The 21,080-nt window shown below is 39.6% G+C and carries 16 protein-coding genes and 1 riboswitch; of the genes, 4 read left to right on the top strand and 12 right to left on the bottom strand.

All coding sequences use genetic code 11. The features are described 5' to 3' along the window. Nucleotides 1–121: 121 nt before the first annotated feature. From DS891_RS05025 to DS891_RS04970, 12 genes are all read right to left on the bottom strand, one after another. On the bottom strand, nt 122–1,633 hold the full coding sequence (locus DS891_RS05025) for an NAD(P)-binding domain-containing protein (protein WP_102056616.1): 1,512 nt from the start codon (nt 1,631–1,633) through the stop codon (nt 122–124). 2 nt (nt 1,634–1,635) lie between these two features. Then, nucleotides 1,636–3,372: an ABC transporter ATP-binding protein gene (locus DS891_RS05020; protein ID WP_174169038.1), complete on the bottom strand. Its 1,737-nt coding sequence runs from the start codon at nt 3,370–3,372 to the stop codon at nt 1,636–1,638. A gap of 3 nt (nt 3,373–3,375) precedes the next feature. After that, nucleotides 3,376–4,668, bottom strand: a complete 1,293-nt coding sequence (darE, locus tag DS891_RS05015) for a darobactin maturation radical SAM/SPASM protein DarE (RefSeq protein WP_010604503.1) — start codon at nt 4,666–4,668, stop codon at nt 3,376–3,378. A 12-nt stretch (nt 4,669–4,680) separates the two neighbouring features. Beyond that, on the bottom strand, nt 4,681–5,355 hold the full coding sequence (locus DS891_RS05010; protein WP_102056618.1) for an ABC transporter ATP-binding protein: 675 nt from the start codon (nt 5,353–5,355) through the stop codon (nt 4,681–4,683). Further along, nucleotides 5,348–6,586, bottom strand: coding sequence for an HlyD family efflux transporter periplasmic adaptor subunit (locus DS891_RS05005; RefSeq protein ID WP_010604505.1), 1,239 nt, complete (start codon nt 6,584–6,586; stop codon nt 5,348–5,350). Before DS891_RS05005 ends, DS891_RS05010 begins: the two co-directional genes overlap by 8 nt. Nucleotides 6,587–6,594: 8 nt before the next feature. Further along, nucleotides 6,595–8,898 (bottom strand): darobactin export ABC transporter permease subunit, encoded by a 2,304-nt coding sequence (gene darB, locus DS891_RS05000; protein ID WP_174169037.1) that lies wholly within the window; start codon nt 8,896–8,898, stop codon nt 6,595–6,597. Between the two features lies 1 nt (nt 8,899). Next, nucleotides 8,900–9,976, bottom strand: a complete 1,077-nt coding sequence (locus DS891_RS04995; protein ID WP_174169036.1) for a hypothetical protein — start codon at nt 9,974–9,976, stop codon at nt 8,900–8,902. Between the two features lie 65 nt (nt 9,977–10,041). Next, nucleotides 10,042–10,218: a darobactin family peptide antibiotic gene (gene darA / locus DS891_RS04990; RefSeq protein ID WP_157782782.1), complete on the bottom strand. Its 177-nt coding sequence runs from the start codon at nt 10,216–10,218 to the stop codon at nt 10,042–10,044. Between the two features lie 370 nt (nt 10,219–10,588). Further along, nucleotides 10,589–11,140: a DUF4136 domain-containing protein gene (locus tag DS891_RS04985; RefSeq protein WP_174169035.1), complete on the bottom strand. Its 552-nt coding sequence runs from the start codon at nt 11,138–11,140 to the stop codon at nt 10,589–10,591. Between the two features lie 107 nt (nt 11,141–11,247). Beyond that, nucleotides 11,248–14,025, bottom strand: a complete 2,778-nt coding sequence (locus tag DS891_RS04980; RefSeq protein WP_174169034.1) for an ATPase — start codon at nt 14,023–14,025, stop codon at nt 11,248–11,250. Further along, nucleotides 14,022–14,570, bottom strand: a complete 549-nt coding sequence (locus DS891_RS04975; protein ID WP_174169033.1) for a hypothetical protein — start codon at nt 14,568–14,570, stop codon at nt 14,022–14,024. Before DS891_RS04975 ends, DS891_RS04980 begins: the two co-directional genes overlap by 4 nt. 4 nt (nt 14,571–14,574) lie before the next feature. Further along, complete coding sequence (locus DS891_RS04970; RefSeq protein ID WP_174169032.1) at nt 14,575–15,819, bottom strand: hypothetical protein; 1,245 nt, start codon at nt 15,817–15,819, stop codon at nt 14,575–14,577. Between the two features lie 156 nt (nt 15,820–15,975). On the opposite strand from DS891_RS04970, the gene nhaD reads away from it, so the two are divergent. The 4 genes from nhaD (at nt 15,976) to DS891_RS04950 (ending at nt 21,032) form a co-directional block, all read left to right on the top strand. After that, entirely contained in the window at nt 15,976–17,223 is a 1,248-nt protein-coding gene (nhaD, locus tag DS891_RS04965) for a sodium:proton antiporter NhaD (RefSeq protein WP_174169031.1), read from the top strand. Nucleotides 17,224–17,368: 145 nt separating this feature from the next. Further along, a riboswitch (Lysine riboswitch) is annotated at nt 17,369–17,539 on the top strand. A gap of 88 nt (nt 17,540–17,627) precedes the next feature. After that, entirely contained in the window at nt 17,628–18,974 is a 1,347-nt protein-coding gene (lysC, locus tag DS891_RS04960; protein ID WP_017219273.1) for a lysine-sensitive aspartokinase 3, read from the top strand. A 122-nt stretch (nt 18,975–19,096) separates the two neighbouring features. Continuing rightward, nucleotides 19,097–19,627, top strand: coding sequence for a DUF924 family protein (locus DS891_RS04955; RefSeq protein WP_174169030.1), 531 nt, complete (start codon nt 19,097–19,099; stop codon nt 19,625–19,627). A 79-nt stretch (nt 19,628–19,706) separates the two neighbouring features. Beyond that, a complete protein-coding gene (locus tag DS891_RS04950) occupies nt 19,707–21,032 on the top strand; it encodes a sodium-dependent transporter (RefSeq protein WP_174169029.1) in 1,326 nt (441 codons plus the stop codon). Nucleotides 21,033–21,080 lie beyond the last annotated feature (48 nt).

The raw sequence follows: 21,080 nt of genomic DNA, 5'->3' as shown, positions 1-21,080 counted from the left end.
ATGCTAAGTGGCGCTCGCAAAAGTCATGATACTAAAGCAGTTGCAACAAGTAGCTAGTTAGGCAATCCTATCAACGCAAGTAAACTAACGGGAACTCCTAGCTTACTTGCGTTGTTAATACTTACGCGAAATTAGATACAATTAGTTCCTTTATACCATTGTCCAACTTGCTTAAATCTTCCCATTCACCATAGATATCTTCTAACATATGAACCTCATCGACTAGCTCTCCATTTTTATACTTGCTGACTACAGGATGTAAAAAACCATGTTGAGAAAACTTGAGTTGCTCATCTTTATCACTTGGTATGCGGTAGCTAAATTCCAATCTAAAACCTGAAAATTGCTTAAACTGTTCCTCATTTTCGTAAACAAGTTTTGGGACGCTTTCAAAAAATTCAAAGCCACCATTTGGTTTCTTTGAATACAAATCATAAGCGTTCCCAAACAAAAACCAAATTGTGGTTGCTGATTTTATACGCTCGCTGATCTCATTGTATAATTCTGAAGAAGAATCAAGTTGCTTTCTACTTTGCTGTGCTACAAGATTCAATTTCTTGATAATTATTTCAGATAATGACTCCGCGTTATGCCTAATTCCGTGTATAAAAGGAGTTGAGGAATCTTTGTAGTCATTGCATTGCATATTCGCTCCGCAAAAAAACAGATTCGGAATATTACTACTTTCCCATTTATGATTAAGCTTAGGAAACATGTTTTTCAAGCACAACTCAGGAAAAGTACTTGGTGCGTAGTGATCGAAGTTACACTTAAACCCTGTACAGTTTATGACGTAATCATAAGTGTTTTTTTCTGATTCTCCATCTTCTGAAAAAATCATATCTACCAAATACTGCCCAGAATCTAACTGTTCAATTGATGCAATTTTTCCGTTTAAGATCGCGTTTTGCTGTTTCAAGAAAAAAGTATCTAGAAACGCCTGATTCACTGAGCGTAAATGCCCGGGGTAGTGGCTGACCCAAGCAAAATTGAAATCATCTGGGCTTATTAAATGGGTGTTTGATGAGACTTCTAATAAGCTATCAGCTGTTTCAAATGCCGAGTTACCTTTCCCTAATATGAGTACTTTCTTATTTGTGAATTGAGCTACGTCGTTATTCATTTCTGTATAGGCTATAGAGTGCTCAATGCCTTTTATATTAGGAATGTTGAGTTCGCCGATCCCTGTGGCATCAACTAAGATCTCACTTACATATTCTTTACCGTTACCATCGACGACTGTAAATTGGTGGTCGTCTTTTGTAACCTTTGCAACGTGGGTTTCGTAATGAATAGGTAACTCGTACTTTGTCGCGAATTCACCAAGGTATTTGACAAGGTTGTCCGCACTCGGATAGTAAGATTTATCAAAGTCTTTAAAAGAAAACTTATCGTCGCCATTTAGTAGTGAATTCCAGTCCCATCTAAGGTTCTTCTCTTTATTATCAAAGCCCGTGTTTACCTTATTTATCGATATCAATTTACGATGGACTGGATAAGTTTCAAAGAAGCTTCCTGCAACTTTTGCACGTTCCAAAACAATATGGGACACATTTACTTTGTTAAGATAATAGCTTAATTGTAAGCCCGCAGGTCCAGCACCAATGATGATGACTTTATAATTTAACTCCATTCTCAACACTCCTTTTGTAAGGTTTCGGGGTTTTTGCTTATTTTTCTAAAGTGTTCATTCTTTATTATATTTTGTGGCGTATCAGTAGCCACGATCTGCCCGCTATCAACTACGATAACCTGATCTGAAAGGTAGATGCTATTTAGGTTATGTGTGATTATTAGTACAGTTTTATTTTTTGCTATTTCTTTTAAGTGACTATGAAGACCGGATTCAGTGGCGAGATCGAGAGAGTTTGTAGCTTCATCTAAAATGAGTATATCACTGTCTGAATATAGCGCTCTTGCTATCGCAAGTCTCTGTTTTTCTCCACCAGATAAATTTGCGGCATTCAAGGTGACTTCGCTATTAAAGGTAAAGCCATTGCTTTGCATGACGACATCAAAGTTTGAGAGCTGAGACACTCGCTTGAGCTTTAACTCGTCGACATTATCAAAACTGAGTTGTAGAGTGATATTTTGCCAAAGTGGTCCACTGAAAAAGAAAGGATCTTGTTCGACCATCGTGACCTTTTGGTGAGTCGATTGTGAGTTTTTCTGATTCTGATGAATGAAAATTTCACCTAGATAGCTTTGATATAAACCCGCAATTAGCTTTATTAAAGTGCTTTTCCCGGAGCCTGAGCGGCCGATAATAGAGTAAACTTTATGCTCTTTAAATTTATGCGTTATAGCACATAATGATTCAGAATCTGCCTTTTGATATTTAAACGACAGGTTGGTTAATTCAATTTTATTGTGTGTTGACGTATCTTTGGTGGCGGAAGCTAACCGTTCAGCGGGCTCTTGATTTAGTAAACTATCTAAGCTGCTAACTGCGTTTCGAGCCTTCGTTGTAACGGAGTTTATGTCACTTATTGAGGCGAAGGAGTACGACATCAGTAATAATACCATAATGAACGCGACTAATTCTCCCGACGCCATTGAACCTTCTATGACATTCAACCCGCCTACCCACAAAACAAAGATCACGCTAGAGAAACTGCCCAAAATGATTAATCCAGATACAATAGATTCTAAAGAATGAAGTCTTTTAGTTGCATTGTAGACTTGACTCGCTCCCGATTCTATTTGTTCTCCCAGTAAAGTTTCCATTCTATGGATTTTTATTGATTGTATACCTGATAATGATTCAATGATTGTCGAGTTTAGATTAGCAACGGTTTCCCGTTTATGGGCGTTGGCCTCGGAAACTCGCTGGCTTACTTTAAAAATGATAAGAATAACCAGCGGAACGGTGACTATTGAAAGCAAAGTCATATACAAACTGGTGGCTAATAAATAAATTAGGCCACACAATAAAGTGCCGGAAGCTTGAAAGAAAATGCTTAAAATAAAGTGGACGTAGGTGTTTATAGCTTTAACATCATAGTCGATATTAGAATAAAGCTTGGAAGGGGAAGTAACATCAAATAACTCTTGTTGCTTATATAGCATTCTCCCCATCGCAAAGCTAAGTAGTTTATTGCTTAGCATCTCCTTTATATCAAATACGAGTTTTTGCCTCAAGCCATTCGAAAGCACGAATGTAATTAATAAAAGCAAGATAAATGAGACAAAATAGTTTAAACGTTCTCTCGTGACTGACTCTTGAAACAGTAGCTCAACAGTATAGGCAATGCCAAATGAACTGATGACGACTAAAACATTAAGTACAGCCACAATGAATAGCGTAAAGTGCTGTTTCGCACATAGAGTTTTAAGTTTTTGAAAAACAATACCTTCTGGGATAAATATCATTCTTTATATTGACTCTTCGATAACTCTAAGTAATTTACCAGTTCCACAACATTTATCATTATAGTCTTCGACATGGCGAGCATTTATCACTCTGTCATGCGGACAACCACCATTACAAATTGAGAACCATTCACACTCTCGCATACGATCCGTCGCGTCAATTTCTTCTTTTACAGATGCTTGATTATGATTTGACTTTTCGAGCAGGGTGGCTAGATCTGAATTTAGAAGTGAGCCGTAAATACTGCCAATATCTCCAACATACTTATCACAAGGTGAAACATCACCGTTTGGTTCGACAGTGATTATTTCTTGAGAGCAATTTCCTGCCCAATAACAAGCGGAAAGTTGCTTAGTTTTATCCGATAAAACATCGATAAAATTTTCAAACATTCTGATTCTAACTTTGTCTTTGTAGTGCCCGTACCAAACACGATAAACGCAGCTTAAAAATTCAATGTATTCTTTGTAGCTAATGTAGGCATTACCGATATCATCACCAGGCTTTGCTCGGTTATCTGGGACGATGTTCAGAAATTCTATGTCATTTAATTCAATTGAGTGTAAATAGCTTAAAAGTCGTTCAGGATCTAAGTTGTATACATCTTTGTCGACGACTATTAAAGCACCGTAGGCTATACCATGATGCTTAAGCCGTCGAATTCCTTCAGCAACCTTAATGCTGGTTGGTCTTCCTCGGACGTCAAGTCTCCGAGTATCATTGATTTCAGGTACACCATCAAAGCTAATTCCCACGGACATGCCAATGCCTTTTAAGAAAGTGAGCCACTCATCCGATATATTAACTGCGTTTGATTGCATAGTATTGGTGATGAAGTGATCTGGGCGTCTAAATTGTTCTTGTAACCAAATCAACTTTTTGAAGAACAATGGTCTAAGAAGTGTTACTTCTCCACCGTGCCAAACAAACTCCACTCGAGATACATTTGGGATTGCTAATATTCGTTTAACAATTGAAACGAGGTTTTCGAATTTTATAGATTGATTTGGTCCTTCTGCCCACGAATGGCAATATGTACAGCGTAAGTTGCATAGACGTGTAGCCTTGAGTACAACTACAACTTTACTTGCTTTTAGTGGCTTTGCTTTGAAATCGCTTGCTTTTTCTTCTCTGAAAAGAGCTAATTCTTCATCGTCTAAAATATCATAGTCTTTGATCTCACCAATAAGTTGAGATGCTAAGCGAGAGTACTGATAATCACTCACTTCTATGTCTACGGTTTCTTTACTGTTTTCTGCAGCATCAATAACTTTAATAGAAATATCACCGAGCATAATTTATTTTCCTTAATTAACTAATTCACCATCAACCATACTTACTCGCCTACCTGCAACACTTGCTGCAGCAGCGCTGTGCGTTACCATTATGATTGTAGAAGCGCTTGTGTCATTTACTTCCAGCAGTATATCTAAGACCCGCTGGCCAGTTTTTTCATCCAGATTTCCCGTCGGTTCATCCGCAAGAATAATACTTGGTTTGCACGCCATTGTTCGGGCAATCGCAACCCGCTGTTGTTGACCGCCAGATAATTGACTAGGGTAATGATCTTTCCTCGCAATTAATTCCATACGCTCTAATTCTTGCTCTGCCAGTCCTAGTCTATCTTTGTGTGGCACACCCCTAAATTTGAGTGGCAACATAATATTATCCAACACTGATAGGTCAGGGATTAAATTGAAAGACTGGAACACATACCCCAAATGTTCTCTTCTGTACTTTAATTTCTTTTTTTGAGATATCGCTGAAACATCAAAACCATTTAAATGTAAACTACCGGAGTCAATATTCGAGAATAATCCAATTGCGTTGAGTAATGTTGATTTTCCTGAACCTGACTTTCCTGTAATGGCAATAAATTCACCTTTATCAACTTGTAGAGATACTTTATTTAAGGCAGTAGTTTTAATTTTATTTGTATAGAAGTGCTTACACACGCACTCAAGTTGAATGACGCTATTCAATGTATAATTCCTCCTTATATTTTTTGTTCCAATCTAAAATTACGACGCTTTTACCTAACACCATAGGAGCATCAATCACTACTCGATCCCCAATCCTTTCCTTAATAAGGATAGGAGTCCTAATAGCCTTACTCTGTTTATCCGAGTGAAGATATACGAATGTGGTATCACCTTTTTGAAACGTTGCTTCGGCTGGAAGTGTAGGTAGGATATTCTTATCGCTATTGGCAAGTTCTATTTCGACAGATTGGCCGACTTTAATGTTACCTTGCCATTCATCGGTATTTGGCATCTCAAGGTTCATTTTGAACTTTCCCTGCTTAATTAATGGGAATATTTTTAATATCTTTAAGTTAATATTTTTATTGTCTATCTTGGCTGTAGCTCTTGTTTCTTTATTGATTCGCTCTAGATAAAATTCATTTAACTCTACTTCAATTAAGTATTCACCCACCATATCTAGGGAAGCAAATTCTTCTTTAGGCAATATCTGTTGTCCTGACTCGACATCAAAGCCAACAAGGTTGCCTGTGATAGGGGCCCTAATAAGAAGCTGCTGCTCGCTCTCCTGAAGCTTGAGTAGCAAACTATTTAATATTTCCACCGTTTCACCTATCTGCTTTAGCTGATGTGTAATCTGATTATGTTGTGATTGGTAGTAATTAGTCAGAACACCTTGTTTCTCTTTCCATCGAGTCAGGTTACTTTTTATGTCTTCTACATCTGATTTTTGAGAAAGATTCTTTTCTAATAACCTGAGTTTTTGATCCAGTTCTCTTTCAAGTACATCTACGTTATAAAGGGCATCTTCTAATGACAACTTTGAAGAGGTAAGCTCACGCCTCAAATTTAATCTCATATTTTCCAAATTACTAATCTGTTCTGATATTTGAGCCATTTTTTCTGTCAACTTTAATGTGTAGTCATAGTTTTCTAGCTCTAAAATAACATCTCCCTTTTCTACAAGTGTATGTTGCCGATTGATAAAGCTTTTTACTCTGCCGCCAATGTCAGAGGACAGCTTGATAGATTTCATCGGACGTATCGTACCTATAGATGTAATTGCTGAATGAGAGTTTGTTACGGCAATAATTTTTGCTTTTTCATATGGTATACTTGATATCGACTTGTTGCTGTGGAATAAAAGAAAGAAAAAGATGAATGTCATTAATAAGAAGAACGCTACTATCTTTTTACGCTTACCTTTAGGGTTTTCTATTATAGTGTCCATTTAAATCTTTACTGCCTCTCTAGATACTTTTTGCTAACAACAAAAAAGCTAAGAATTATCACGCTGATGAAGATGGCTGCGATGGCCATAGAAGAAAATATATAGCTCGTAAAACCAAAGGAGAAGTTATCAGATATCAAAAGGTTGTCTTTAAGAATATAATAACCAATGCAAGTTCCAACTAAAGAAGAAAAAGTATATAAATAAATATTGTTTTTTAGGGTGTAAGAAAAGATATCTTTCAATCCAGCTCCTAGTTGCTTCATTATATCTAGAGTGTAACTATTACGCTCTACATCAACTAAGCTGTTGGCAATTGTATTTAGGGAAATCAAAACTATGTTCAGAGCGACAACCCAAAGTAAATAATTGGCGATTTTTGATAAATCTGAATACTCTGACTCAAGTGCTGCATAGCTTGAGCTAAAATCTAATTTATTATTTATGCTTATACGATCGACAATTCGGTTAGAAGTGTTAAGTAATACCGATGTTGCTTTCTCTTCATTAAGGACAATCATAATAGGATCATGAAATGGTTTTACCTTACTTAAAAAAAAGTCACTAACTACTTTAACTATTTCAATTTCTTCTACGCCATTCCCTAAGTCAGCATAAAATTTATGCATTGATAACTTTTCGATAGGAATATTGTCATATAAATTTGCGAATGCTTGAGTTACTACAACCCTTGTCTTTCCATTTATATGGCTGTCATAATTTGAGTGAATGATACTGTCTAAGTCTAGCGGATTTAGACCAAATACTTTTATAAATTCTTCACCTGCATAAAAGTAGTTAATTGGTGTGATATTCTGATCTATTTTTTGTTGTGCTGTGGAAACCGTGACAAAGTGTGATGATTTATCAAATGGGTGCCAGCTAGCTACAGCAGAAACTTCTCCATATTCGGCATTGATTTTATTTCTCAGTGTAATAGGACTTACATCATTAACACCATCTAGCTTTATAAAGTGGCTTTTTGCGATATCGTAGCCGTAGTCGGCCTTTTTTTCGGTAAACAGTTCATAAGTTAAGCTAACTGCGATAAAAATTACAATAGAAGTGATTAACATCTGAAGAAACACAGTGACTTTTGTAAGCCACATCGTTTTTAGTCCTGTCGATTTGGTGATGGACTCATCGCTTTGATACGACAGAACTCTCTTAATAACAAACACATTAGATAGAGTGTATAGGGATGTAATTGTTATTATTATCAAAGATAATGTAAATAACTTTTCCTCTGTGTTGACCGTAGATAAAATATCAAACTCACCGGAAAGAGGTGGGAGGATAAGGTAAAATAATATAGCTGATGTGATATTGGCTATGATAAGAGAATTTTTGTTTTCTAGTAGAGAAATAAAGATAATCTGTATTTCGCTACCGCCAATGCTTGTTAATGTCTTTATACGATCTAATTGAGAGATTTTTATTGAGATTATCGAGCTTAAAAATCCAACGGTTCCAAGAATGAAAGAAAATATGCAGATTCCAAAGATTAGATATAAGCTTGATTTTGAAAATGTAATTCCAAGCGCGTCAGGGTGATTCTTATCATAATGAAGATCTGAAACTGCTCTTTTTGAAAGGTTAATAAATGAACTTGGGGTGAAAGGCGCCCCAGGGATCTGCGGTGCGTTACTACTAACGATTTTTTCTAGATCTAGGTCATTTCTGTTTACCAGTTCGACAAATAGATGAAGATGAGTGTCATACCAATCAGTATAACTTTCTTTTATTTTTCCATTATATAAATGATCGAAGTTAACAATCACATCTGGTTGGATTGATAAGGTGTCATCTATTTTTATTACTTTCTCTATTCTATATAAACCAGTATTGTTTATTTTTATTGTTTTTCCAATTATTTTACTCTTATCTTCCGCTATCTTTTCAGCGAGCGTGGACGAGATGAAAGCTCCACTTATACCCAGCTCTTCAGAGCCTAGATTTAGCATGAGTTGTGCAGTTTTATCTAATGCATAGACTTCAGTGCCTTTTAATTCTATATCATTATATAATATAGTTATATTCTCACGATAAACTTTGCCTACCCTTTTTACAGCTTGATCTTTTTCTAATACAGGTATAAGTGCAGCAGGCGCTTTAGAGCTTACCACGGTTTCACCGGATGGTAGGTTAAATTGGGTTTCAATTTTATATATGTCGCTGGAAAGTCCAGAATTTATAGAGCTGTCTGCTAGAAAAAAAATAAACATCAATCCAAGTAAGACAGCGCCCAGTGATAAAGATAAAACCCCAGTGACAGCGGAAAGTGCTTTTCCATCGCTCAATAGTTTAGACATCTTAACTACCTAAACTCTGCAAATTTTTGAGCGTGTCGAATAGTCTTTGTTCTATTTCAAACTTTGAATCAGTGATAGCATCTAAAAAGCTCGATGATGAAAAGCCTCTAGATGCTTGTTGTAGATAATAATATGCATTATCTGAAGGCTCATAAGCATACGCCTTTCGCCAGAAATTCTTCAAACCATACCAAGTGTAACAGGCTTGAATATAGGTATTTGGATCTAACATTCTACCTGTCCAAGGCGATTTGATGATACGAGAGTGAAATTTTGTTGGTAGACACGGCTCATACAATTCAGCTAGGTCAAATAGATTATGTGTCATCTCATGAACGATAGCATCGGCAATTGTTTCAACACTCACCTCACTAAGATTAGGATTAATCAAGACAATTAAGCCATTGCTAATATTAGTTGAAGCACAGTTAAAACGATTTTTTGTCTTATCAAACCGGATTGCTATTGAGCAAATGCTCTCTTTTAAAATTGTGTAGCACGGATCTGAAACCGCTTTTATGTAATCTAGCGCATTGTAAATTTTTGGAGTCGAGCATTGAATAAGCTCTGGAGTAATGCCCGTATCGTCCCAAGGAATATCTTTTTGGACACCTCTTGCTAGGTCACTAAAGTAGTCTAGAAGAATGTTTGAGTCGGGATGAACATTTTGATTTTTAAACAGTTTATCTGAGGATGCTTGATAACCAAGATTACCGCGTAAGTTCCAAGTGACTGAGGTTTCATCAATGAAATCACTTTGGATAATATAGTCAGGGTTAAATTCCAAGAAAGAAAGTTCTGTAATTAGTAATCTCTCTATCGTTGATTGATATTTTTCATCACCACGGCGTGCGATCAATGTATTCCAAAATCTTGGTAATTTTAAAAGCTGGTACAGATCATTAGTTGACAGTCTTTCAGAGAGCTTATCAAACAATTCTGAGAGCGGTTTGTTTGATAATACCTCTTTCTCAACGATATCTATCATTAATGTTAATTTACATCGCGTAAATATCTCAACAAAGGAGTCGTTCTCAAACTTCAGACAACTGGGTAATTCGCTCGTTAAAATATTCATAACATTCGTCCTAAATAAAGCTGTTAACACTGCACATCTTTAACAGCTAATCAACCAAAAGGTGGTTACTTCTCGAACGACTTAGACCAGTTCCAAGCGGTAATTGGTGGAGCAATCGCAATGCTATCAACACGAGATTGGTCAACGTTTGCAATATTTAGTGTTTGATCTGAAAAGCTAGCTTTTAACGCATCTAGTTTTTCTGCAACAGAAATTTTTTCTTTTGGTGCTTCAACGATCATTTTTAATTCCTTCTTAAAAGTTAAATTATACCTTGAGGATACATCCTCGAAATATTTGTACATTAAATGATAATGCAGTGTCAAATTTTTTATTTTAACTTGTTAGAGTGTGACGTTGGTTTGCACTTATTTTCTTTAACTTAATTTTTTGTAAGTCATTGGATTGTTAGTTTTTATTGGTTTTTTATTTGATGGGCCTAGCTTGGGGCATGGCGAAGCTTACGCTGAGAATGAAGTTGTGTTGAATTTATGTTAATTTTATGGGTTTGTTGGTGGGCTGTTTGGCTATTTTTAGAGTTTGCATTATGGTGATAGATTTTTGGAAGATGTAGATGTAGAAGTGGAGTAATACATACTCCACTTATAAAACTTAATGCTGTGCTTTGGGAGGGAAGTTAGCCAATAGTTCTGAGATGGTTTTGTTTATTGACTCTGTTCTTTGATCTGGTGATTGGTTGCTACGTAAGCGGCCTTCTTTTGCACCGCGCCAAACTAGCTGGTTAGACGCTTTGTCTACCATATCTAGTACTAGCGTGCCCACTTCATATTCACGTGTTGTGGTCTGTGTTTGCCAGCCAATACCCCAGTAATTCCAACGCGCACCATACGTGGTGTGAAGCGAGTCAGATTCAATTTTTGTATCAACTGATGCGTGATAGTTAACCAGTAAGTCAGCCGATTGCGGATCGGTGAGGGTGAAACCTTGTTTGCTCATTTCGTTTTGAATTGCACTGCGGATCCGCTTTTCCATTAAGTCATTGACTTGGTATTCACGACCATTATTTTTTAGGTCCGCTTCAGGTGACCAAGCATAGGTTTTGTAGTTAGCGAATTGTACAGACTTATCATAATCCCAATCAGGGGTTTTGGCGCAGGCCGCTAACATCAGCGCCAAAGTGGCGATAACAATATTCTTAAACATGTGTCTTTACTCCTTAGTCGGATGTTTGCTCTACCTTAACGTGTTAAGGCGTTAAATGGTAGAGACAAGCATCCTTTAATAATTGTATCTAAGACATTAACTTGAGATTAATGTTCCACTTCTATCCAGTCTTTTTCATCTACCCAGTTTTGGCTACCTTGTGCAACACTGCGGATCGGCACTAGGTAGTCACAGCTGATCTGTGGTTTCACCGATGCAAAAATTGGCACAAACCCAAAGCTTAGTGCGGTTTCGATAATGGCCTTTTGGTTTTGTGGGTCGATATCCGCGGCTTCATCGATATAAATCGGGATACGATACATCGCTTGCTCTTGATCAGATAACAGATAGCGAATAAATAGCATGCCACATAAAAGCTTGATGGTGATCCGTGTACCGTTTGAGCCGGCCGAGTCAATTTTATCGAAGTGTTCAATGTCACCCGCGCGGTTGACCACTTCAAAGCGAATGTCAAAGAGGTCAGTTAACGTCAATCCCGCTTTATCACTTGCAAGTTTGATGATGTGATCTTTCGCCTCATTAACGGACTTTTCTGAGCTAGGCTGCTCGCTGAGTAAGTCTAAGCTTTCGCCTTTTTCGTATAAATCTGAAGTGCTGATAATGGTGTCTATGCTATCGATAAGCATTTTACGAGGGATCACATTAATCTTAAACGCTTGCAAGTTAGAGATACGATGCTGGCTTATGCCTTTGTTAAAGCTGTTCATCTCTCGGCGTAAGCGGTCTAAGTCTTGACGCAGTCCTTTAATGGTTGCGGCCACTTCAGTGAGCGCCACTCGTGCTTGTTTATCGACGGCATCTCGTTCGTTATCTAGGTTGTGATACGCGCTGATCAGCTTTTGATACTTAATAGTAACGTCTGACTCGTTTTCAAACTTAGTGATCCCAGCATTGTAGATATGCAAGTAGGTATTACGCACATTAACGTCTAAGTTTCTAAGCTCATTACAGTCTTTATTAAACTGGTGGGTCACTTCAGACAGGTTATCAAAATCAAGATTAATTTCGATTTCGTACGGTGCCAGTTTACCCGAGTATAGGTCTAGTGTGTGATCGATACGTTCTGACTTTACTTGTTTTAAGCGGTCGGCTTGGCGTACCAATAAGTCTTGCTTGCTTTTAATGATAGAGCGGCGATCTGAAATCGAACCGGCATTACGCTGAATATCATGTAAATATTCATCAACTTGCTCACGTTCCATCTCAAGCTGCTCTTTTAGTGCTTGCTGAGCATCGACGGATTGCAACATGGTTTGATATTGCTCAAAGCGTTTCATGGCCGCTTCGGTAGCCATTAGTTCATCATATAGAGCATCACGTTCTTTTTGTTTTTCAGCGACGTTTGCGGCGACTTCACGCTGCTGCTTTAAGTCGTTAAGCGACTGTTGTAGTGACTCCAGCTGTGCTTGCAGTTGGGCTTTGTTCTCACCGCTTTGCATTTGTACTGGACTCAGTTTTTTCAACTTAACGGTAGCACCAGGTACTTTAAGCTCACCACCTTGAACTGACTTAGATAGGGACTCCAAAAATGCGCCAAAGGCATCTTCGTCGGTGATATCAATTTCACCTTGAGAGGTGGTTGAAAACGATAACAAATCCGGATTCAAGATCCGTGAGATCTCTTCCACTTCTTTTAAAGAAAGATCTTCACGCATACGAGTAAACAGGTTGAACTCAAGGTTCTTGAGTTGCAGTTTTAAACTCTTAATCTGCTTTTGCGTTTCGTTGATGCGAAAATCAAGGGTATGGAGACTTTGCCCCTGTGCACTATTAATAGAGAAGGAAAGCTGCTCATATTCCTTTTTCAACAGAGTTAAATTGGTTTTAAGCGTTGCATGATTCGTTAGCTCAAATTCACGTTTTAACGCGTGGAAATCAGTAAACCATTGTTCTATTTGGGTTTGTTTACGCTCGATATCTCGAGACTGTTGGACGTACAGCTGCTGCTTAGACTCAAATTCGCGCTTTTCAGCTTCTATGTCTTCTAGCTGTGTTGCCAGCTCTGCAATTTGCTCGTTGTGATAGTTATCATATTCAACCAAAGCTAAATCGAGTTTCGGTGCGTAAGCCGCCAGTTTACCTTTTAATACCGCCTCATTTTCAAGCATTTTCTCAAGGGCTGAAATTGGCTCTTGCATTGACTCCAGCGCATTTAGTTCACGACGCGCACGGTTAACCTTATCAAAAGCGCGACGCCAGACTTCATAAAAATCGACTTTCGAGTTCGACATATGGCGTTCGAACACCTTGAGCATAAAGCGCTTTACGTCTTGTGCACCGAGTTTGTGCAGATTCAAAATACGACGGAATATTTCTTTATATACAGGCGCATCTTGGACATTATTCAGTGGGATCATCTTCAGGTTGATATCGCCATCAAATGGTGTGGCGCCACCTGTGAGCAGGGCATTAAGTTCTTGTGCTTTTAGCTCTACAGGCTTAAGTTGTTTTTCCTGTAAGTGATTAAATAGCTTGGTGTACTTGATGATACTTTTACCCTGGGTGTAATCATCAAGATTCAGTTTGCCTTGATAGCAAAAAAACTGATGCGCGTAACCGGCGATTTTACCCAGTCCCGCAACGCCAATGACCACATCGCCGTGGGGGAGGTTGGCTTCAAGCAAAATATAGGATTGATCAGAAGAGAAGTAGAACTTACGCGTTTCTTCTAAATCGTGGCCATCCCATTCAGTCAGTCTTAAATCGTTGATAAGTGGAAACTGTAGCGCGTTGATCACCGAGCTTTTACCGGTGTTATTCGGGGCGCAGATAGACGCACTTTTATCCAGAGGAATGACACACTTAGCGTATCCGGCGGTATTTAATAATGCGAGTTTACTTAGGCCGTACAACTGCTCGCTCATAGCTCGTCCTCAATATCATATTGTTCTTCGTTTACTTCCATTAGCGCGTCAATGTAGCGATAAATCGGTGCAAGTAGCATAAAGCCTTGCTCAACCTCACGGGCTAGACCCAGTCTCACCATACGTAAAAACACGTCTTTTCTGAGATCTGAGCCCGAAAAAATCTCCAACTGGTCAAAAAGATGCTTATTGAGCTGTACTATGGTTTGCATTAGCTCTAAATCGCAGCTTTCATCAAATAGTACGCGAAGCGGATCTTTACCTTGGTTGGCATAGTACTCAATTAAAATATAAATGGTTAGGGCAATCGCACGGGAAATTTTCCCCATATTTGGCGTGCTTTCATCGCTTGCCAAATAATAAAAACCACGGGCATCGTGCTGTAAATCATGGCCTAAGGCTGAAAATAGCGCTTGATAGCTATCAATTTGCTGATCTAACTCTTGCCAAAGGGTAGTGTCTTGCTCACTGATATGATACCCGCTCACCAGTTTTTTATTAATGGCTTGGAGTTCATTGAGCATGTCTAAGTTAATTGTCGTCATAATGCTAATCTTGTTTTGCTTTGGCACTAAATGGATATAAAGAGAAGGTATGCGATGCGATAATGATCTTACTCTTTTGTTGCTCTTGGCTGAGTGCCAAGTCAGATTCGTTGATCAGTTTTTGATAAAGGAACAGCATTTCGTCTGCTTCAAGATCTGGGTAGCTATCGCTTAAAAAGCCCAATAGTGCCTGGCGCTTTTTACCGGTTTGTTGAAATCTCGTTTTTACCGAGTTGTAATCTGGAATGTTAGGACTTTGATAAGCTGGCACATCGTCGTGATCGGGCAGCTGATATTCTTCATGCTCAAATTCAACGAGACTTGCCATATATGCGACCATGTGACGCTTTTGCCCAAGGTTAAAACGTTGAATGTCTGACACAAATTCTGGTTGAACTGGTGAGAGTAAACGGTCAACACCGCGCTTTCTAATTTGTCCAAGGACTTTAGAGGCTTGCCGCGTAATGAGTGTATTGCGGCGTAGCTCTTCACGTAACGGCATTAGGAGATCGGCACTGCGGCTTAAACTTTCTCTACCAATGAGGTGCATATCTAAAATGCGTGTTCTGAGCTGCTCCAGCATGCGTTTGTCTGCAGCACCACGGCCTAATTGTTCAATCTCGTCAATTTGCTCACTGACCTGAAGCTCTATCTGATCGAAGCAGCGTTGGAAAGGGCCATGAATATCGACCATTTCCAACATAGGTTCGATATATTCGTCAAACGCTTCTAATACGGCTTTATATCTCATGCCAAGAGACAGCGTTGAGGTGTCAGACTTTGCTTGTTCAACCAAGTTCATGATAGCGCTTTCGTTATGCTCGAACAGCTTAACAATTTTACGAACGCGTTCGTCCATAATGCGGCTAAAGCGGCGTAGCTCAGAGTAGTCAGCCTCTTCACCGGCTTGTGCGATGCGATTACCTAATCTTTCTAAGTCTTTTACCAGCACCGTGATTTCTTCCGCTAAACCGAGGCTTTCTTCTTGTAAAAGAAAGCTGGCGAAGTCAGCGATTGCACGGTTGATTTCTAACTGTGAAGATTTAGCTAAAGGAATAATAATTTCTTGTTGGAGTAATCGATTGGTTTCTTTATATATCCGTTCACTCGACCAGCTAGAATTTTTCTGCTTTAGGATGTTTTGTACATCTTTTAGACTGAAATCTGCGAGCTTAAATCGTTTAAAAAGTAGCTCGAGTACGCTCCAGTGTTCATTTATCGTATTTAATAATTTTTTTGCTGGGATCATAACTTTCCAGTGTGTAGTAGAGAAGTTTCATCACCACTTCATCAAATTGTCACAAAATGTTTATTGTACGTGGCATGGGGCCTGCGATGGTGCTAGAATCCGCCCCGAAATCGAACCCACCCCTTGTTACATTTAATTACAGGTTGTTTGCGCATTATGGTCACGCCCATTATTCTAACCCTGATCGCCATCGCTTTTATACTCATCGTTATAGAAGATATTATTCACGTAAACAAGGCCAAAACAACGCTTTTTTTTGGTACTTTATGTTGGATTATCGCCTTTATCTCTCCAATTCATGGTCAAAGCCCAGAAATTGTACAAATTGAACTAGACCATAACATTTTGGAAATCGCGACGCTTTGGCTGTTTTTAATGGCTGCCATGACGTTTGTGGCCTACTTGAACTCAAAAGGGTTTATCCAAAATATTGTTCACCGGATCATGCCAACCCATATTAGCGAACGCAAGCTAATGTTTTTGGTCGGTGCTTTTGCATTCGTATTTTCGTCAATATCGGATAACATCACCGCGACGCTTATTTCATTAGCTGTAGTCATGTCTTTGAAATTAGACCCGAAAAAGCTAATTAGATATGCGACATTAATCATCTTCAGTGTTAACTCCGGTGGGGTATCATTGATCACCGGTGATGTAACCACCTTGATGATATTTTTGGCCGATAAAGTAACCATCCCTGATCTGCTTTTACTAATTGCCCCTTCTATTTTTAGCGTATTTATCTTAGCTGCGATGCTATCAATCGGCATGAATGATAAGATCATTTTTGAAAAGGCTGAATTACGCAGAATTGAAAAGACCGATATCACCATTGCGCTCATCTTCTTATCAACCATTTTTGCTACGTTATTCTTAAGCGTGCAATACCATGTACCGCCGATGCTGACTTTCTTATTTGGCTTGTCTTTGATGTTCTTAATGGCGCAATTCTTGATGCGCAAAAAGGACGTCAATAAGAAAATCATCGACTATATCCGTGAAATTGAATACGACACCTTATTGTTCTTTGTGGGTGTGCTGTTATTAGTTGGCGCGTTGAAAGAGGTCGGTGTACTGTCTAAGTTTACCGATTTATATCTGCATCTTGCACCGGAATACGCAAACTACTTGGTCGGTTTAATGAGTGCGGCGGTAGATAACGTGCCATTGACGGCGGCGTTATTAAAAGCAGATATTACGATGACTCCAGCGCAATGGCTAACCTTTACTTATGCGACTGGGGTTGGTGGCTCTATGCTTATCATTGGTTCTGCAGCGGGGATCATTGCAATGAGTAAGGTTAAAGCGTTAACCTTCTCAAGCTATCTTAAAATGAGTATCTACCTGCTTATCGCATATACCATTGGATATAGTGGCGCGTATTTCGCGGGTCAGCTTATTTAAGACCAATGGATTTAATTTTTTAGCGCTTTGGGATAAGTTTTTCATAAATAACTTGACACCTAGACGGCTAAAAGATAATTTTCTCACATCGCCCGCATTTATTGCGGGCTTTTATTTTGCTTTTATTCAGATTAACAAAGGCAAAATAAACAGAAGAGGCGCGATGCTTAGGTAGTTAGTGTGAGGTGACGAGACCAATGACCACTAGTGAGGGAAGTATTCGCCGAGGAGAAAAGTTGCTCGTCGCAACGATTCTTCGGTTTACGAGGCTGAATCCTCGGAACTGTCACCGTATTGGTGGAGAGCTTCTGGCAAAGGTCATTTCAAGCGTTCGTCTTTTTAGAAATCCCATGCCGAGTTCTCCTTATAAAATTTGACTGTGCCAACAGTCGAGAGGAGAGAAAATGAATTCGCAGTATGTTGTAGCCAAATTTGGCGGTACCAGTGTCGCTGACTTTGAGGCTATGTCTCGTTGTGCTCACATTGTTCGTGACAACCCAAATGTTCGAGTGGTCGTTGTGAGTGCGTGTGCTGGCGTAACCAATCACCTTGTAACGCTAACCCAACAAAAGGAAGATGAGGCCGGGCGCAAAGCGGTTGTTGCAGCGGTTGAAAACATACAGCAAGCGATTATCGACCAAGTGTCTTTGGATGCTGATCTTGCTGAGGGTTACAAGCAAACTTTCAGTGAATTTGAAAGCCTTGCGAGTTTACCTGCACTTAGCAGACAGCAATGCGATGAAATGTTGAGCTTTGGCGAACGTTTTTCTTCTTATTTGTTTACCCAAATACTACGTAATAACCAGGTTCAGGCGTCGCGCTTTGATGTGCGTAAAGTGCTTAAAACAGATAATCAATTTGGAAAAGCGAATCCAAATGTTGCAGCTACGCGTGAAGCTGCGCAAACCAATTTGGTCGCGCTACTTGGCGACACAGTGCAGGTGACGCAAGGGTTTATTGGTAGTGACCAATACGGCCAGACGACTACGCTTGGTCGTGGCGGTTCTGACTATAGTGCAGCATTGTTAGCAGAGGCAATTGACGCGTCAAGTGTGCATATTTGGACCGATGTCGTTGGTATTTTCAGTACCGATCCGCGTTTGTGTGTAAAGGCTAGACCTATTCCTCGTTTGAGTTTTGATGAAGCGGCAGAAATGGCGACATTTGGTGCTAAGGTGTTACATCCCGCAACTATATTGCCAGCGAGTCGTAAAGGTATTTCAGTATTTGTTGGTTCAAGCCGTGATCCGCAAGCGGGTGGCACTTGGATTGAAAAAGAGAAAACGGCGCAAGCAGGCATTCGCGCAGTGACACAACGCAAAAACCAAATACTATTGACGTTAAAGAGCCCTGAAATGCTTCTTGCTAGCGGCTTTTTGGCTCGTATCTTCACCATTTTAAGCAATTACAATATATCGGTTGACTTGGTAACGACTTCGGAAATTAGTGTTGCACTTACGCTGGATAATGCGCCGAATGCTTCTCGACCAGAGCTAGAACAAGCTTGTTTGGATGAACTTGGCGAGTTTTGTCATGTGACCGTTGAAAATAATCTTACTTTGGTGGCCATGATAGGTTCTGAGATCCAGTTGAAGAAGTGCCAACTTAACCTGATGGATGTGTTGTCAGAGTTTAATATTCGATTGATATGCCATGGTGCGAGCAAGCACAATCTGTGCTTTTTAGTTGAGCAGCAGGAGTCAGATCAGGTCGTGCAGTCAATTCATGCTAAATTACTAGAGGTTGCGTAAGTGAATTTATTGTTTTTTAGGAACTAATAAAAAAGTTGCATTATTGAGTAATGGATGGCACTTTGTTTATAACGGTTAGGGTCTGCTGACCATCAAGTTTGTTTTTCCCTAGGAGTGCCATCATGAATTATAAAGACGTCTACGAATTCTGGTTTGTTGAATGCACTGAATCAGATTGGTGGAAGAAGTCTGCGGACTTTGATCGCATAATAAAAAATCGCTTCGGTATTTTGCACCAAATGGCGCACCAAGGTGAGCTTTCGAGCTGGAGAGCAACACCACTTGGCGCGCTGTGCGAAATCATTATCTTAGATCAGTTTTCACGCAATATATTCAGAGACACTCCAGAGGCGTTTGCCAGTGACGCATTGGCGCTAAGCCTCACCCAACACGCTATCGAAAAGGGCTATCACCGCCAGCTCAACGATACTGAATTGATGTTTTTATACCTACCTATGATGCATAGCGAAAGTCGCATCATCCATCGTGCCGCAGATCATTATTTTCGCGACCTGCCCAATTATGATTTTGAAGTCGCGCATAAAAAAATTATCGATAGATTTGGCCGATATCCCCATCGAAATGAAATACTCAATCGCGATTCAACAGAAGCAGAAATGGACTTTCTAGAGACGCCCAACTCGAGTTTTTGAGGCACGGCTCGAACCTCTCGCATTTTTAGCGGAAGTACGTATAATCGGCCGTCTACAAAAATAATGATTGATTACAGACATGGCTCATACGCGCGATGGATTTCAAAGCCGACTTGGCTTTGTGTTAGCAGCAGCTGGTGCGGCTGTTGGACTTGGTAATATTTGGGGGTTTCCCACACAAGCCGCAAACCACGGTGGCGGTGCATTTTTACTGGTTTATTTTGCGGTAATTTTCTTACTCGCATTACCTGCACTTTACACAGAATTGTACTTAGGCCATCAGGCACAAGCAAACCCAGTTAAAGCACTTAAGACAGCCTGGCGTGAAGGTAATCCGAAAATAGGAGCCGCGGCGGGGTATATCGGCCTTGCTGGTGCTATCGTGATGCTTAGCTTTTACTCCATTGTGGCTGGGTGGATGCTGTCTCATGCACTTGATCCTCTTGCGCAAATGGCTGAACTAGATGCTGCTCATCAGTTTCTTAGCGGTGATTCGATGCTGAGAAACTTTATCTTTACGCCACTAATGTTAATTTTGACTGCGAGCATTATTCTTAAAGGCGTAAAATCAGGCATAGAAGCTTGGTCGCGCAGACTTATGCCGTTGTTACTGGTATTACTGCTTTGCCTTATTGGCTATATGGCGACATTAAACGGTGCAGCAGAAGGGTTTAGAACGTATTTAATTCCGGACTTTTCAAAAATTAGCGATCCTGACTTGATCATTGCGGCGATGGGGCAGGCATTCTTTTCGTTGTCGTTGGGTGTGGGCTGCATGATGATTTATGGCTCGTACTTAAAACCGAATGAAAATCTACCTAAGCTGACGTTTAGTGTTGCAATGCTAGACACCAGTGTCGCATTTTTGGCCGGTTTACTTATTATCCCTGCAATATTCGTTGCGCAGCAAAATGGTGTTCAAGTATTTCAAGACGGCAAATTAATCGGTGAAGGGCGGTTGATTTTTGCCATTTTACCCGAGCTATTTGCCAATATGGGTGAAATGGGATTATTAGTTAGCCTGACTTTCTTTGTGCTTATGTCTATTGCGTCGGTAACGTCTACCATTTCTTCAACAGAAATTCCGGTATCTTTCTTGGTTGAAAACCATGGCTTTCAACGTAAACAAGCGACTTGGTTGGTTACGTTAGTTATCTTATTAGCATCGAGCACGATTATTCTAAACTTTGATTGGTTGTTCGAATTGGTGATCAGTCTATTCACGCAATATCAGCTACCATTGATGGGGCTGTTCTACTTTATTACTGTTGGCTGGGTTTGGAAGCGCGGTAATCAGCTCCACTTAGAATCCCGTGGTGCACATTACTTGTTTGCTCAGTACGTTAGATTTGTTTGCCCAATCTTAATGACCGCGGTATTTATTAACGTAGCACTGGCAAAGTAGTGATCATTTATTCTCAAAAACGGGAAGCATTGGCTTCCCGTTTTGATT

The sequence above is a fragment of the Pseudoalteromonas sp. JC28 genome (genome assembly GCF_013319255.1).
GTDB lineage: Bacteria > Pseudomonadota > Gammaproteobacteria > Enterobacterales > Alteromonadaceae > Pseudoalteromonas.
The sequence above is the reverse complement of the archived record's forward strand: the minus strand, read 5'-3'. Positions and strand labels throughout refer to the sequence as shown.